The 15,411-nt window shown below is 69.0% G+C and carries 15 protein-coding genes; 9 read left to right on the forward strand and 6 right to left on the reverse strand.

All coding sequences use genetic code 11. The features are described 5' to 3' along the window. Positions 1–79: 79 nt before the first annotated feature. Positions 80–3,040 carry a glycosyl hydrolase gene (locus AB0C30_RS52405; protein ID WP_357958674.1) on the forward strand — a complete coding sequence of 987 codons (2,961 nt, stop codon included), beginning with the start codon at positions 80–82 and terminating at the stop codon, positions 3,038–3,040. 137 nt (positions 3,041–3,177) lie between these two features. Then, positions 3,178–3,711: a MarR family transcriptional regulator gene (locus AB0C30_RS52410; protein WP_357958677.1), complete on the forward strand. Its 534-nt coding sequence runs from the start codon at positions 3,178–3,180 to the stop codon at positions 3,709–3,711. 61 nt (positions 3,712–3,772) lie between these two features. Here AB0C30_RS52410 and AB0C30_RS52415 read toward each other — a convergent pair whose 3' ends face one another. After that, complete coding sequence (locus AB0C30_RS52415) at positions 3,773–4,522, reverse strand: NAD(P)-binding domain-containing protein (protein ID WP_357958679.1); 750 nt, start codon at positions 4,520–4,522, stop codon at positions 3,773–3,775. Positions 4,523–4,620: 98 nt separating this feature from the next. Here AB0C30_RS52415 and AB0C30_RS52420 point away from each other — a divergent pair, with 98 nt between their 5' ends. Then, positions 4,621–5,235, forward strand: coding sequence for a TetR/AcrR family transcriptional regulator (locus AB0C30_RS52420; protein WP_357958682.1), 615 nt, complete (start codon positions 4,621–4,623; stop codon positions 5,233–5,235). A gap of 131 nt (positions 5,236–5,366) precedes the next feature. Here the strand turns inward: AB0C30_RS52420 and AB0C30_RS52425 are convergent, their stop codons facing one another. Together AB0C30_RS52425 and AB0C30_RS52430 are read right to left on the reverse strand one after the other, a co-directional pair. Next, positions 5,367–6,548: an erythromycin esterase family protein gene (locus AB0C30_RS52425; protein ID WP_357958684.1), complete on the reverse strand. Its 1,182-nt coding sequence runs from the start codon at positions 6,546–6,548 to the stop codon at positions 5,367–5,369. 72 nt (positions 6,549–6,620) lie between these two features. Beyond that, positions 6,621–7,343, reverse strand: a complete 723-nt coding sequence (locus tag AB0C30_RS52430; RefSeq protein WP_357958687.1) for a haloacid dehalogenase type II — start codon at positions 7,341–7,343, stop codon at positions 6,621–6,623. Positions 7,344–7,592: 249 nt separating this feature from the next. Between AB0C30_RS52430 and AB0C30_RS52435 the strand changes: the two genes are divergently transcribed. Next, positions 7,593–8,474 carry a nucleoside hydrolase gene (locus tag AB0C30_RS52435; protein ID WP_357958690.1) on the forward strand — a complete coding sequence of 294 codons (882 nt, stop codon included), beginning with the start codon at positions 7,593–7,595 and terminating at the stop codon, positions 8,472–8,474. 17 nt (positions 8,475–8,491) lie between these two features. On the opposite strand, the gene AB0C30_RS52440 is transcribed toward AB0C30_RS52435, so the two are convergent. Continuing rightward, positions 8,492–9,448: a helix-turn-helix domain-containing protein gene (locus AB0C30_RS52440; RefSeq protein ID WP_357958693.1), complete on the reverse strand. Its 957-nt coding sequence runs from the start codon at positions 9,446–9,448 to the stop codon at positions 8,492–8,494. Between the two features lie 258 nt (positions 9,449–9,706). Between AB0C30_RS52440 and AB0C30_RS52445 the strand changes: the two genes are divergently transcribed. Both AB0C30_RS52445 and AB0C30_RS52450 read left to right on the forward strand, forming a co-directional pair. Beyond that, a complete protein-coding gene (locus AB0C30_RS52445) occupies positions 9,707–10,351 on the forward strand; it encodes a carbonic anhydrase (protein ID WP_357958695.1) in 645 nt (214 codons plus the stop codon). A gap of 81 nt (positions 10,352–10,432) precedes the next feature. Next, positions 10,433–11,116, forward strand: coding sequence for an NmrA family NAD(P)-binding protein (locus tag AB0C30_RS52450; protein WP_357958698.1), 684 nt, complete (start codon positions 10,433–10,435; stop codon positions 11,114–11,116). A 91-nt stretch (positions 11,117–11,207) separates the two neighbouring features. On the opposite strand, the gene AB0C30_RS52455 is transcribed toward AB0C30_RS52450, so the two are convergent. Continuing rightward, positions 11,208–11,582 carry a nuclear transport factor 2 family protein gene (locus tag AB0C30_RS52455; RefSeq protein WP_357958701.1) on the reverse strand — a complete coding sequence of 125 codons (375 nt, stop codon included), beginning with the start codon at positions 11,580–11,582 and terminating at the stop codon, positions 11,208–11,210. Between the two features lie 138 nt (positions 11,583–11,720). Between AB0C30_RS52455 and AB0C30_RS52460 the strand changes: the two genes are divergently transcribed. Next, positions 11,721–12,728: a YafY family protein gene (locus AB0C30_RS52460; protein ID WP_357958704.1), complete on the forward strand. Its 1,008-nt coding sequence runs from the start codon at positions 11,721–11,723 to the stop codon at positions 12,726–12,728. Positions 12,729–12,857: 129 nt separating this feature from the next. Continuing rightward, complete coding sequence (locus AB0C30_RS52465; RefSeq protein WP_357958707.1) at positions 12,858–13,082, forward strand: hypothetical protein; 225 nt, start codon at positions 12,858–12,860, stop codon at positions 13,080–13,082. A 37-nt stretch (positions 13,083–13,119) separates the two neighbouring features. Here the strand turns inward: AB0C30_RS52465 and AB0C30_RS52470 are convergent, their stop codons facing one another. Next, positions 13,120–14,268, reverse strand: coding sequence for a hypothetical protein (locus AB0C30_RS52470; protein ID WP_357958710.1), 1,149 nt, complete (start codon positions 14,266–14,268; stop codon positions 13,120–13,122). 168 nt (positions 14,269–14,436) lie between these two features. On the opposite strand from AB0C30_RS52470, the gene AB0C30_RS52475 reads away from it, so the two are divergent. Beyond that, positions 14,437–15,390, forward strand: coding sequence for a DUF5829 family protein (locus AB0C30_RS52475; RefSeq protein WP_357958712.1), 954 nt, complete (start codon positions 14,437–14,439; stop codon positions 15,388–15,390). Positions 15,391–15,411 lie beyond the last annotated feature (21 nt).

Below are 15,411 nucleotides of genomic sequence, written 5' to 3' on the forward strand. Positions count from 1 at the left end.
TGTTTTCTGCTGTCGCGCGCCTTAGTGTCGGTCCGGCGGGCACCCTCAGGGCCGCCCATTGACGTTCAGGGAGAAACGCGTGTCACTTGACGACCTCGCCCGCATGATCGCCGACCCGTCGATCGAGTTCCGGCCCGAGCTGCGCTGGTGGCTGGCGGAGGGGCTGCACACCGACGAGACGCTGGTCCGCGAGATAGACACCGCGCACCGGCTGGGTTTCGGCGGGATGGAGTTCCTCGCGATGGACGAGGGCGCCATCGACCACTCCCGCTACGGCTGGGGCGCGGAGGAATGGGTGCACGACTCCCAGGTGGTCGTCGAGGAGACCACTAAACGGAACATGTCGGTGAGCTTCACCTCCGGCACGAACTGGTCGAACGCGAACCTCCCCACGATCACCCCCGACGACCCGGCCGCGGCCCAGGAGCTCGACGTGGTGTTCGAGGACCTCGTCCCCTCGGGCTCCCGCAGCGGGGCGCTGCCGCGCGTCGACCTGGACGCCGAGCCGCCGACGCTGCACATTCCCGGCCACCGCGGCAAGATCACCGAGCAGCACCTGGTGGCCGTCGTGGCCGCCCGCCTGCTGGAGACCAGCGCGACGGGCGCGATCCTCGACCTCGACTCCGTCGTCGACCTCTCCGACCAGGTGCGGGACGAGGCGCTGGACTGGAGCGCGCCCGCCGACGGCGACTGGCGGCTCTTCGTCTTCTGGATGCACGGCACCGGGCAGACCGCCTCGCCCTCGGCGTCGGTCAACTACACCGTCAACTACCTGGACCGGGACGGAGTCGACGCGGTCATCGACTACTGGGACTCGGTCGTCCTCACGCCGGAGCTGCGCGAGCAGATCAGCCGCAACCCGCGCGCGCAGATGTACATGGACTCCCTCGAACTGTCCGTCTACGGCGCCGGTGGCATGTTCTGGGGGCGCACCGTCGCCCGGGAGTTCCGCGCCCGTCGCGGGTACGACCTCACCCGCTGGCTGCCCTTCCTGATCCGGTCCGCGCCCTTCATGGCTGTCAGCACGACCTACCACAACGACGTACGCGAGGAGCACCGCGTCACCGTCGAGAAGGTGCGCTTCGACTACGTGCGTACGCTCACCGACCTCTACATCGAGAACATGCTGCGCCCCTTCGCCGCGTTCCTGCACGACAACGGGATTTCGCTCCGCGCCGAGATCAGCTACGGACTGCCGTTCGAGCTCACGCGCCCGGGACCTGAGGTCGACGGCATCGAGACGGAGTCGCTGGAGTTCGCCGCGCAGATCGACGCCTATCGCTTGCTGGCCGGGCCGGCTCACCTGTTCGGCAAGCAGTACTCCTCCGAGACCGGCGCGACCACCCGCAACCACATGCTCGACCACCGCTTCTACGACCAGATCATCGCCACCCAGCTGGCGGCGGGGATCACCAAGACCGTGCTGCACGGCTGGGCGAGCACCGCGGGCGCGGAGGGCGTCACCCATTGGCCGGGACATGAGGGCATGTGGCCGATGTTCTCCGAGCGGTTCGACACGCGTCAGCCCGCGGCGGAGTTCTACCCGCTGTGGAACAAGGCGATCGGCCGCTACCAGTGCGTCCTGCGGCAGGGCCGGCCGCGGATCGACGTGGGGATCCTCCGTACCGACCACTTCACCGACAACACCTCAGGGGTGGCCCTCCTCGACCAGGACGGTCGGCGGATCCCGGACGAGGACGCCTACGGGCGCATGTGGATGCGCGACCGGGACAACCACTGGTGGCGGGACCTGAGCATGCAGGACGCCGGGTGGACCTACGAGTTCTTCGACGGGTCACTGCTGCTGCGCGAGGAGGTGTCGTTCGCGGACGGGATCGTGCAACCGCACGGCCCGGGCTACCAGGCGCTCGTCGTCTATCAGGACACGCTCGACCCGGACGTGGCGGTCAAGCTCCTGGAGTGGGCGCGGCAGGGGCTGAAGCTGCTCATCGTCAACGGCGCCACCGAGCTCAAGTGGCTCACGGCCGGCCAGTACACCACCCACCCCCGAGCCGCCGCCCGCACCCCGGGACTCGACGGCCGCGACGAGGAGCTCGCCCAGACGATGGCGCGACTTCGCGCGCTGCCGACCGTCGCCGAGGTGAACGACCCGGCCGGCACCGTCGAGGCGCTGCGCGAGCTCGGCATCGCCGGACGCGCCGAGTTCATCGGAGAGAACCGCAGCCTGCTCAGCCACCTGCGTGAGGACGGCGACCTGCTGCACCTGTACCTGTACCACTTCCTGTACGAGACCGGCGAGCCGACCACGGCCGAGATCGCCCTGCCCGGCACCGGGACCGCGCACCGGATCGACCCCTGGACCGGCGACATCCACCCGCACCCCGGCATCCGGCACGAAGCGGGGCGAACGATCATCACCGTGAGCTTGGCGCCCGGGGAGACCGCGCTGTTCACGATCGACCGCTCGGCGCGGGAGCCGGCGAGCTCCGAGCCCGTCGAGCCGCGCCTCCTCCAGGAGATCGCGGAGTGGACGACCACGGTCGAGAGCTGGGACGCCGGCGAGCTCGAGGTGATCAGCGAGGACCGCGGACTCGGCTACGAGACCCGGGAGGTACGGCCCACCACCGCGATCACCAGCCTCGACGGCGGCCACGGCCCGCTCCGCCCGTGGAAGGACCTCCCCGAGGTCGGTCCCGAGGTCAGCGGCGTCGGAGCATACGACGCGACGTTCACCTTCGAGGACGCGCCTGTCGCGGGAGCCAGGTATGTGCTCGACCTCGGGTCGACGGCGGGCGGTCTCGGCTCCGTCCAGGTCAACGAGGGCCCGGTCAAGGGCTTCGACACCTCCCGCCCGACCGTGGATGTCACCTCCGACCTGCGGCCCGGGGAGAACACGGTGACGGTCCGGGTGTCGAGCTCACTGAACAACCGGCTGCTCGCCCGCGGCTACTACGACTCGATTCCCGACATCGCCGCGCAGCTCGCCGGAGGCGCTGGGACGCAGCGGACCGAGGTACACGACCACGGCCTGCTCGGACCGGTGCGACTGCTGCTACTGCGCGAAGCGACGGCGAACTGAACCAGCCGGGAGGGCGGGCGGCGGGCTGGGTCGGGCGGGCGGGCGACCGGACGCGCGGGGCGCCTCGGCATCCGGTCGCCCGCCTGACCGACCGGCAGTAGGGTTCCGGGGATACAACGGGAGAGGGGAGGCACATCGTGACGCGGGCGCAACGCCACGAGCTGGACGATCAGGACATCGACCTGTCCTCCGTCATCGCCCCGGACCTCCTCGATCCGCGCGTCTCCCTCTCCTCGATCATCCACTGGGCGGACAGTCACGCGGTTCGGCTGGCGCTCATGGCCGCCGTCGAATTCCCCGTCAACGATTTGCCGATGTTCCTCGTCGTGAACCAGCTCAGCTACCGGGGAGCGATGCGCCCCAGTGACCTCGCGCTGGCCCTCGGAACAGGACGGGCCAATCTCACCAAGATCGCCCATCGCCTGCACGACGCCGGCCTCATCGTGCGTGTTCGCGAGCCGTCGGACGAACGCAGCGTGCTGCTCGCCCTCACTCCCCGCGGACGGGAGATCGGGGAGCGGATCATGGAGTGCGTCCAGCAGGACCTTGAGTCGCTCCTGGCGGACTGGAGCGACGAGGACGTGGACACGCTCAAACGCCTCCTCGCCCGCTTTGCCCGCGACACGATGTGGAAACTGCCGACGCCGAAAGGCCATGCCAGGTCGGGCTGAGATCTGCTGGTCACCACGACATCGTGACCGAGGTCATCAGCCCGCTCCCGGCCGCGTCGGGTTATGCCCCTGGGGAAAGCTTTCCGCCCGCCACGCCCCGGACGGCGCTGTCGATCAGTTCCTTCACCCGGGCGGCCGGAACCGGAACGCCCGGGGTCTCGAAGAACCAGCGGAACGCCTCGTCCTGGCCGACCCCCTCAGGCGCCTGCCCCGGGAAGTACGGCTGCACGTACACCGGCGTGCCCGGTTCGACGCGCCAGCTGTCGGCGAGCGACCCGGCGTCCACCGCGTCGTAACCGAGGACGTCCAGCAGCGCGGTCACCTCGGCCTTCGCGGCCGGGTCGTCACCCGCGATGGGCAGGGCGCTGCGGTCGGCGGCCCCGGCAGGCCGGGCGCTGGTGGACAGGCGGTGGAAGTCGATGTTGTTGAACGCCTTGACCAGGCGTGAGCCGGCCAGGTGCCGCTGCACCAGGGCGCTGGAGGTCAGCTCGTCGGAGTCCAGCTCGGCGATGCGGCCGTCGCGCTCCGGGTAGTAGTTCATCGTGTCGATCACGATCTTGCCCGCCAGAGCGGCGGCCGGCAGCTGCTCGTAGGCGTGCAGCGGAACGGTGGCCACGACCAGGTCACCCGCCTCGGCGGCCGCGGCCGGTGTAGCCGCGCGGGCCTGCCCGCCCAGCTCCGTCACGAGATCGGAGAGAGTCTCGGGGCCGCGCGAGTTGCTCAGAACGACGTTAAGACCGGCGGCGACGGCGAGGCGGGCCAGCGTGCCGCCGATCATTCCGGTGCCTATGAGGCCGAGAGTCTTGGTCATGGCGTCTCCATCTCAGTGGGGAAATTTACGGGACATCTGCAAGATACAGCACACATGCAAGAATAAAGACACATGTACGGTAGGCTAGAGTTGTGGATGTGACAACGACCAGAGACAGCAATCCCCCGAAGCTCGACCTGCGCGTGCGACGCACCCAGGCGGCCCTGCGGCGCACTCTGATCCAGCTCGCCGAGGAGCGGGACCTGTCGCAGATCAGCGTCGCCGACGTCGCCGAGCGGGCCGAGGTGAGCCGCTCCGCCTTCTACTCCCATTACCGGGACGTACACGAGCTGGCCGAGGCCGCCTGCACCGCCATGGTCGACGACTTGATCGAGTCGCTGCCCGCCCTCGCCTGCGAGACGGCGGACGAGGCGCCGGACCCGGTCCAGGCGCTGGCGGCGTTCTTCGCCAACCTCGCCGAGTACGCCGGTCTCTATCGCAGCCTGCTGGGGCCGCAGGGCAGCGCGCGCGTCATCGACCACGTACGCCGCCGGATCACCGCGACCATCCACCTCGCCGCATGCGCGTCACCGGTCGCGGCGCCTGAGGTCCCGCATGACGTACCCGCCGCGTTCACCGCCGGCGCGCTCATCGGCGTGGCCTCCGACTGGCTCCAGCGCGGCTGCCCGCGGACACCGAACGAGATGGCCGCGTCGACCTGGCCCCTCCTCGCCGCCCTCCACCACCTCGACGGCACACCCACCCACCACTGAGGCGGTCGGCTATCTCCCCCCGAAGGGGGCATTCCCATCAAGGGACCCCAGCCACGACAGGCCGTCACAGGGATTGAGGCGGTCGTCTGACAAACCACCCCCTTCGGGGGACGGCGGCCACGATGGGTGGCTCAGATTTCCTTGACGAACACGATGGCGTCGATCCGGTCGATGGCGGCCGGGTCAAGAGACAGGTAGGTGTGGTCGGCCGGCACGCGAGGCGTCAGCTTCCGGTCGAGGGTCGCGGCGAGGCGGCCGGGATCGATGACGGCGCGGGCGTGGGGCAGGGTCGACAGGAGTCCTTCTAGGGTGTCGGGAGGAGGGACGTCGGAGTCGCGGGTGCCGAAGGTGGCGGCGGCGAAGGCGTACTGGTCGCCGAGGTGGGTGCCGATGATGGCGCCCGCGCTCCACCACTGGAGCGACTGACCCGCGAACCACAAGTGACTCTTGTCGCGCTGCAGGTGGCGGTTGCCGGCGAACGCGAGCGTGGGGCCGCGACGGGCCTCGCGGCGGACGATGGCGTCGAGGTTGTCGGCCATCATCGCATCGCGCAGGCACATGAGCGTGCCGAGGCGGGTGGGCGCGGTGTCGGCCAGGCCGGCGTGATAGCGCAGGAGCCCGGCGGCGGTGCGGACGTGCAGGTCGGCGCGCCACCAGTCGTCGGGTGAGGTGGTGGCCGTCAGGTGGGGGGCGTGCGCGGTGAGCAGCACGCGCAGGTCGTCGGCGATCAGGCGCAGTTCCTTGGCCTCGGGGGTGCGGCCGACGGACTCGGTGGGATCCATGATGCCCCGGTCGATCCAGCGCTCGTCGGATCCGAGGAGTTCGTCAAGGGTCTCGCGGCTCCAGGCCAGGTCGAGGTGGGCGGCGAGGTAGTCGTACAGCGCGGTCAGGGCTGGGCGGGGACTGGCGACGCCGATCACCTCCAGCGGGGCGTCGAAGCCGTAGAAGCGGAGCCGCTCGTGCGGGGGACGCTGCTCGTTGTAGGCGCGCATCCAGCGCAGGAGCTCACGGTTGGCGGGTGAGGCGCCGAAACCGTGGCTGAAGCCGCGGCTCATCGCGTCGTCGAGGGTCGCGGTGCCGTCGGTGACGTACGCGTCGGCGACCAGGGCCGCGAGACAGTCGCTCTCCAAGGCGATCGAGCGGTAGCACTCGCGCTCGACGAGGTGGAGGAAGAGCTCGTTGCGCAGCTCGAGGAAGGCTTCGACGCCGTGGGTGGGCTCGCCGAGGCCGAGCAGGCGGGTGGCCGGAGACAGGAGCGCGGTGAGGGCGCCGCCGGCGAGGGGACGGGCGGCGTCCCGGCTGAAGGCCGTCATGCATTCGACTGTATCGTTGAACTCTTAGTTTAAACTTTGGCGGCCTTTCTGGCTGTTTACGAGCGCGTACCCTCAAACAGAGTTGTCGGCATCGACCGCGTCCGCGAACGCGCCCATGGACGTGAAGGTCCAGTCCGGGGTGACGTCGGCCGACGGCGCCGGCGTCGCTCCCCCGCCCGGGCTGTCATGGCGGCGGTCGATCCACACTGTCGGCAGGCCCGCCGCCTTGGCCGGCACGTGGTCGTGGAACAGGCTCTGCGCCACGTGCAGCAGCTTGCCGTCGGCCACCCCGAGCCGCCCGGCCTCGCTCATCAGCGCCTCGAAGTTGCGGGGAGACGGCTTGTAGGAGCCGATGTCCTCAGCGGTGAGGACGCTGGTGAAGGTGACGCCGAGGCGCTTGTTCGAGCCGGCGAAGGAGGCCCGGTCCACGTTGGACAAGATGATGAGCTTGTACCGGCGCGCGAGCCGCTCGAGCGCCTCCGCCGAGTCGGGGAAGGCCGGCCAGTCAGGCACGGAGACCGCCAGCCGCTCGGCCTCCTCGTCGCTGACCGGCACGCCGAGCTTCGTACCCAGGCCCCGCATCGCGCGGGCCAGGATGCGGGGGTAGAGGTCGCCGGGGTGCTCGACCTCGGCCTGCGCCTCGTGCGTCGCGTACGCCGTCAGCAACTGCTCGTCAGTCATCCGGAGACCATGCGTGCCGGCCCACTCACGCAGGACGGCCGCGATACCGGCCTCCCAGTCGATGAGGGTCCCGTAGCAGTCGAAGCTGAGGGCATCGAAATCGCTGAAGGTCACCGTGCACGCTCCTCTTCCGCACTGCGCCTTCCAGGTCGGCGAGCAGCCGACGGCACAGCTCGTCGGCGACGGCGCCCGCCACCGTAACCGGGTGAATCGACACGGTTAACCGTATAACAGGCAGCCAGGCGATCCGAGATCGTCTGCCAGTCGTTGACAGCGCTCCTCATTGACAGCGCCCCGAAGATCGGACAACCTACCGGAACGGAAGATTATGCGGCAGTGCATAATTATGCAACGGGAGCTGCGATGCGCAAGCGCAGAGTGATCATCAACACCGACGCCAAGAACGAGGCCGATGACCAGTTCGCCATCGTCCACGGGTTGTTGTCGCCGACTCTCGACATGCGCGGGCTCATTCCTGCCCATTTCGGCACCTGGCGGTCGCAGCGGAGCATGGAGGAGTCCCGCGAGGAGATCGATCTCCTGCTGGATCTGCTCGGCCTGACCGGCTCCGTCACCGTCGCGAACGGCGCGGCGACGCCGCTGCCGGACGAGCACACCGCCGTGGACTCCCCCGGCGCCCGGCTGATCATCGAGGAGTCGAAGCTCGCGAGCGAGGAGGATCCGCTCTATGTGGCCTTCCTCGGGCCGCTGACCGACATGGCCTCGGCGATCCTGCTGGACCCCGACCTCGTACGACGGCCGGTGGTGGTGATCTGGATCGGCGGCTCGGGATACCGCGGCTACGACGAAGGCTCGCGGATCGAGTTCAACCTCTCCAACGACATCCACGCCGCCAACGTGGTGTTCGACTCCGGCATGACCGTGTGGCAGGTGCCCAGAGACGTCTACACCAAGGTCTCGGTGAGCTACGCCGAGCTGGCGGAGAAGATCGGCGACGCCGGCCCGCTGGGCCGCTACCTGATCAAGCAGCTGCACGAGTGGAACGCGACGTACCACCCCGGCCCGATCGAGTCCCGCTCCCTGGGCGATTCACCGGCCGTCGCGCTGATGCTCTTCCCCGCGAGCGGAAACCTGCGCGTCAGGCCCGCTCCCCGCTTCGGCGCGGACGGCTCCTACCTGCCCGGCTCGAACCACCCGATCCGGGTCTGCGAGGAGGTCGACGTGCGCTTCCTGCTGGAGGACATGTTCGCCAAGATCCGGGCCTTCGGGCGCGAGCACGACTGACGCGCGGGTGTGACCGGTCAGGCGTCCGTCATCTCGTCCTTGTGACGGAACAGGCTCCGGTATTCCTGAGGCGAGGTGCCAAGGTGCCGATGGAACACGGCCCGCAAGGAAGCGGGAGCGCCGAGCCCGGTGAGGCGGCCGATCTGCTCGATGGGCACGGTGGTCGCCTCCAGCAGCTCGCGTGCCCGGTCGATGCGCGCGTCGGTCAGCCAGGCCATGGGCGGAGTGCCGGTCTCCTCGCGGAAGCGGCGGATCAGCGTCCGCCGCGACATATGGGCGCGTTCCGCGAGGTCGTCGACGGCGAGGGGCTTCGCCAGGTTGTCGATCATCCACTCCCGCAGAGGAGCAAGCACATCTCCGCTCGCTTCGGGGCGGAACTGTTCGACGAACTGCGCTTGACCTCCCCGTCGCCGTGGCGGCGCGACGAGATCACGTGCGCGTGTGTTCGCCGCCGCGGCGCCGAGGTCGGTGCGGATCAGGTGCAGGCACAGGTCGATCCCCGCGGTGACGCCGGCGGAGGTGAGGATATCGCCGTCGTCGACGTAGAGCTGATCTGGCAGGACATCGACGCGTGGGTAGCGCCGACGCAACTGCTCGGCCGCGCGCCAGTGTGTGGTCGCGGGGCGTCCGTCGAGCAGCCCGGCCGCGGCAAGGGTGAAGGCCGCGGTGCAGATGGAGACGAGCCGGGCGCCTCGGGTGTGGGCCGCCCGTAGCGCCGCCAGCAGCTCAGCTGACGGGGTCGCGTCAATGTCGTCGTAACCCGGAATGATCACAGTGTCGGCGTCGTCCAGCGCCTCGAGGCCGGCCGCGACGGTGATCGCGAAGCCGCACCCCGGCACCAGTCCGGTCTCGGTGTCAGCGCAGACCGTCAGCTCATAGTGGGGGTCCATGGTGAAGATCTGCGTCGCGGCACCGAACTCGAGCGGGAGCACCCCGGGCTGTACGAGCACTGCGACGTGGTGTCTGTCTGCCATAGTGGCACGATTGTAGCGCCGAATGGCATCCGTGCCACTTTTGCCCGGGTTCCGCCTCGTACCGTCGAGTCATGACCGATACCGCCGCCCTCTCGGAAGGGCCGCAGAACGACGTACTCGCTCTCCCGACCGGGCCGCTGGTTGAGGCGAGCCTCGCCGCGGCACGGGCCGCAGGTCCCCGAACGCATGGGACTGCTGACCTACCTGACCTACGAATGGCCCGTGGGGAGAGTAGGCCCACAAGAATTGGAGTCAAGCATGTCGAATTTTGTCGAATTCACGTTCAGCGGGCAGCCGGGATACAGCGAACCGGCGGTCCGGAAGATCGTCACCAGTTCGATTCCCGTCAGGACGATCGCCATCTACTGTTTCGACCCCCGGGCGGCCGGCGTCGCGCAAGCGGTGGCCGATTACTTCGGTGACGAGGTCTATCCTGGAGAACTCATTCTCGACGAGACCGGCCGGAAAATAGGTTCTACCGCGACGGTGTTCCCCCTCATCGTCGGAGGCGGACGCGCGGCGGACGCTCTTCGCTCGATCACCGTCTCCCAGCACCTGTTCGGAATCGAGCGGGTTGTCGTCGTACACCATTCCTTCTGTGGCGGGACCTCCTTCACGGAGGAGGGGATCATCGACGCGTGGAAGCGTGAACAGCACACCGATATCTCGTCCGTGTACGACTGGGACGGCATCCGCATCGCCGACTTCGAGAAGTCACTCAAGTACGACGTGAACCTGATCCGTAACAGCCAAGGCACGCCGAAGCACGTTGAGATTCATGGCCTCTTCTACAACGTCGATTCCGGCGAGCTGACAGAGGTCGTCCGGGACGTTCCCACCGAGGCCGCACCCGGGCCAGAACCACGAGAGGTGACGGCTCAGGCGTCAGGGGCGATCCGCTGAGCGGTCAGCGTTCTGCGGCGAACGACCATCCACCCCGCCGCACGCCGCTAATTCCAAAGAAGGAGTAACAACTAGACTTTGATGAAAGGGATCGATGCCCTGTACTTCACCTACCCGATCCGTCACGGCCTGATGGACGCCACGGCGAACGTGGCCCTGGCCGCGGAGGAGAGCGGCGTGCGGGCGATCGTGAACATGTCGCAAATCTCCGCCCGCCGCGACTCCGCCAGCAACGCGGCACGCCAGCACTGGGTCGCCGAACGCGTGCTGGACCGCTTCCCGGTGGCCGTCACCCACATCCGCCCGACCTTCTTCGCCCAGTGGCTGATCGACACCTGGGCCGACGGAACCGGCGAACTGCGGTTGCCCTTCGCCGACGGACGCCATGCCCCGATCGCTGAAAGCGACCAGGCAAGGGTGATCGCGGCCATCCTGGAGGATCCCGCCCCGCACGCCGGCAAGATCTATCCGCTGTACGGGGCGGTGGAGCTCAACCACTACGAGATCGCCGAGAAGATGTCGCAGGCGCTCGGCCGTCAGGTCACGTACGTGCCCATCAGCCTCGACGAGTTCAGGACCATCCTGGAGAACCGCGGCGCGCCGGAGCACCTCATCCAGCACCTTCTCGCCGTCGCGGTCGACTACCGCAACGGCGTCTTCGCCGGCACGAACGACCTGGTGAAGAAGATCGGCGGCGCCGACCCCCTCGATGTGGAGGGCTTCGTCGCCCAGAACCGGGCGGCCTTCGACCCGCACACCGCCTGAATGGCTGCCCGCGATGCGGCCGAGCAGCCCCGCGCCTCCTGACCGAGGCTGTCGCCGCTCACGTATGCGGTCCCGTCGGCGCGGGGCCGGGTCAGTGCTGGATGTCGCCTCTGGCCTTAGCCATCGGGAGCAGGTCGAAGACACTGATCACGCGCGTGATCTCGCCGTTCTCGACGGTGAGGTAGTCGATGCCGCGGAAGTCCTTCAGGATGGGCGTGTCGACGGCGTACACGGTCGCCGCGTTCGTGTCGTTGCCCAGGACGTCGATGACGGTGGCGCCGATGAGCGTGTTCGCGAACGGTTCGAGGAACCGGCGGTAGCCCTCTACTCCCTCGAACGTGCCGGTCGGGGCCTCGCACACGACGTCGTCGGCGAGCAGGCTCAGGGCCTTCTCTACGTCCTTGCTGGTCCACGCGCGGACGAAGTCCTCGGCGACCTTCTGGGCGAGCGCGTTCGTTGCGGTCACAGCACAGTTCCTTTCGTGGTGCTTTGTCCCTGGCAAGGCCGGGACGCTCGAAGCCGCCTCCTGTAGGTGGCTCGTCTGCCCGCAGCTTCGCCGAGGTATATGTCAGGTGCTGTCATATACATAGGTAAATTTGGAACCATGAGGTCCGAGCGCCTGCTGTCGATCATGCTGCTGCTCCAGACCCACGGCCGGCTGGCCGCCGGAGACCTGGCCGAGCGCCTGGAAGTGTCGGTCCGCACCGTCATGCGCGACATCGAGGCGCTGTCGGCGGCCGGTGTGCCCGTCTACACCGTGCGCGGGCCCCATGGCGGCATCGCCCTGCTGCCCGGCTACCGCACCAACGTCACCGGCCTGACCGCCGACGAGGCTCGCGCCCTGTTCGTCCTGCTGTCCGATCATGCTCACACCGAGCTGGGCCTGGGCCGGGCCCTCGGCTCCGCGCTGCGCAAGCTGATGGCCGCCCTGCCCGCCCCGCACCGGCCGGACGCCGACCTGGCCAGCCGTCGTATCCTCATCGACCCGGTGCGCTGGCGCGGCGGGCCGGCACACCCCGCCACCGGGCCGGCCGTCGACCTGGCCGTACTCCAGCAGGCGATCTTCACCGACCGGCGGCTGCGCCTGCGCTACCGGCACGGCCGCGACAACCGCGTCCGCTCCTACACGCTCGATCCGTACGGCCTGGTCAACAAGGCAGGCGTCTGGTACCTCGTCGCCGACCACCGCGGCGAGCCCGCACTCTTCCGAACCGACCGAGCCTTGTCAGCCGGCATCCTCGACGAGCCCGTACGACGCCGCGACGGCCTCGAATTGGCCGACGTCTGGGACGGCCTGCGCCGCCACATCGACGACATCCCCGCCCCACTGCCCGTCACGGTCAGCGTCCACCGGGACATCCTTGCCAGATTCCTGCGCATCCACGAAGCGGACCTGGCCGGGCCTCCTCCCACCGACCTCTCGCCGGACGCCGACGACCACCCGGAGCGGGTGCACGTCGAGCTGCGCTTCCGCTCCCTGGCCGCAGCCGAGGTACTGCTGGCCTTCGGCACCGACGCCGAAGTCCTCGCTCCGGCCGAACTCCGCCAGGCTCTGGCCCGTAAGGCGGCCGAGGTCGCCGCCCGCTACACCACCGACACCGATCACCGGTAGGGCCGCTCTTAAGATCATCCCGGAACTTTCCCCTACAGGAAGAGCTCACTCATGCGCACCATCTACGCCATCACCCATCCGGAGGCGACGCACCACGTCGAGGGCTGAAAGGTTGCCAAGCTGTCCGGCGTGGAAGCGACCCTGGACCGCAGGCTGCGGGAGAAATCCTACGGAGAGGCGGGGGGAAGGCCAGTGGCGTCCTGGATCAAGATGCCGATCGAGTCGGTCGGCCATGCCAGTTTCCGGGCGCCGTCCGGCAGCATCACCACGCTGCGCGAAGACGACTTCTTCCACAACCGTCAGGTCGTCATCCTCGGTGACACCCGCCATCTCGACTCCGCCGAAGCCGGCTGACCTCTACCTGGCCCGCCGAGCTCACGAAGCCCTGTGGTCACCAGGCCGCGCGCGGCGGGTCGCCCTCACCCGGACGCTGGTCGACTGTGATCGGCACCGAGGTGGCCGCGCCGTCGGTGAGGCCGACCCGGTAGGCGCGCCAGTCGTGCACATACAGGAGGTGCTCGCCGGTTCCGTCGACGCTGAAGCGCAGGCTCAGTGAGGCGCCGGGCGGCAGCTCCGGCCGGGCCAGGACCTGCGCCGGCCCGCCTGCCACGGGGACGCGTTCGACGACGTGCCCGGAGGCGTAGATCAACGCGCTGCCGTCGGGGGTGTGGGCCACCGACTCGATCGGCATGGCGCCCGTGGTGTTCTTGATGATCCGGGACGCGGCACTTTCCGGGTCGGCGTCCAGGCGGGCGAGGTCGAGCGAGGCGATGGCCCGGCCACCCAGCACGTACGCGAGCGAGCGGCCGTCCGGGGCCCAGGACAGGCCGGACACCATCGAGTGCGCCATCGTCTTCCAGTCCCGGCGCCGGCCGGTGGCGACGTCGAGCACGGAGATCTTGGCGCCACCTCCGATGAGCGGCGTGGAGTAGGCCAGCCGGGTGCCGTCAGCGCTGAGGGCGAGGTCGAAGACGAACGTCAGGTCGTCGGGGTCGGTCTGCGTGACGGCCACCGGCTTACCGGGCCGCCCGTCCTCGCCGAGACGTACCAGGAAGAAGCAGATGCGGGGCTTCTTCGGCTCAGTCCAGCCGGCGACCGCGAACGTGCGGTTGTCCCGGGCGGCGGCCACGAGGTGCCAGGAACTCTCAGCGCCGGGCGGCAGCGGGATGTTCGCGATGAACGACCCGGTCTCGGCGTTGTGCACGGCGGGCGGCACCGGAGTGAAGACGGCGGTCTTGGACCTGCCGGGGAAGTGGGTGAGCGGAGTGCGCGCGGAGACGAAGAACCGCGGCGGGCCCGTCGCGGTCAGGGGCGCTCCGGTCGCCATGGGCTCGGCCAAGGAGGTCGCCATCGGGAACGGGTGCCGTACGGGACCCGAGGACACCATGGGCGAGGGCAGCGACGGGACCACCGTGAGCGACGTCAGGGGCTGGGGTGCGCTGATGAGCGACACCCGGTCGGCGGCCGGATCGGCGCATCCGGCGACCAGGACGGCCAGGGCTAAACCGGTCAGGGCGGCGGACGTACGTGACGACGACATGTAGCGATCATCGCATGGGGCGGCAGCGACGCGCATAACACAGAGCGGCCGGGCGACATGGCGGTTGACCTGCGGATTCGCGAGGGCAGTGGGCATGGTTCCGGCGCATTGTTAGAGGTTTGTCAAATCTTCAGTGGATGTGATCTTCCCAAACCTAAGATCACCTCCATGCTGATTCACCGAACCTTACGGACGATCACCGTCCTCGCCGCGACGTTCACCGTCGCGTTGTCCGGGGCGGTCACAGGCGGCGCGAGCGCGGCGATGGCCGACGAGAGCCGGCCCAAGCCCGACCGTCAGCTGCTCTTCTACAACCACGCCTACAGCGTCGTCGACAAGGAGACCGCCGACGCGGTCGAGAACTCCGACTACCTCCGGAAGTTCGCCAACTTCGAGGTCCGCACCACGACCGGTGGCGGGATGACCTGGAAAGGCCGCTACCTGAAGGGCCGCGAGACCTATCTGGAGCTGTTCTCGGTGGGCGACCTGCCCGGCCAGGACGCCGAGTTCGGCTCCGCCGGGCTCGGGACCTCGGTCGAGCGCGCGGGGGACCTCGCCACGGTGACCGAGCGCCTGAAGGCCGCGGGGATCGCCAACCCGTTCCCGTACCGCCAGACCCGTGACTTCGGCGACGGGGTCAAGGTGCCGTGGTTCGACACCATCCGTACCACCGGCGACCAGTACGACGCCTTCGACCCGTGGGCGATGGAATACCTGCCGGAGTACTTCGCCGACCCGCGCAGCAAGACCGAGCCCGAGAGCTTCCCCGGCGACGTCGGCCGGGAGCGCTACCTGCCCGACGACTACCGCGACCACCTGATGCGTGACGTGACCTCCATTCGCATCGGGGTGCCCGCTCGTGACCTCGCCAACACGGTGCCGCTGCTGCGTGCCGGCGGCTTCACCGTCCGGACGCTTCCCGGCGGTGGCGTCGTCGCCGAGGGCGGCGGCACCCGGATCCAGCTGGACTCCGTCGCGCGCGAGCAGGCCGGCCTCAAGCAGATCCAGATGTCGCTCAACAAGCCCCTGCTGTCCATGACCGAGGAGCGGATCGGCCGGTCCACCCTCGCCGTCGGCCCCGGCGCGCGCGCCGTGTGGACCTTCGACGCGCCCGCCAAGTAAGCATCACACCGCCGCTGTCCT

The organism is Nonomuraea sp. NPDC048901, from assembly GCF_040649695.1.
Classification (GTDB): domain Bacteria; phylum Actinomycetota; class Actinomycetes; order Streptosporangiales; family Streptosporangiaceae; genus Nonomuraea.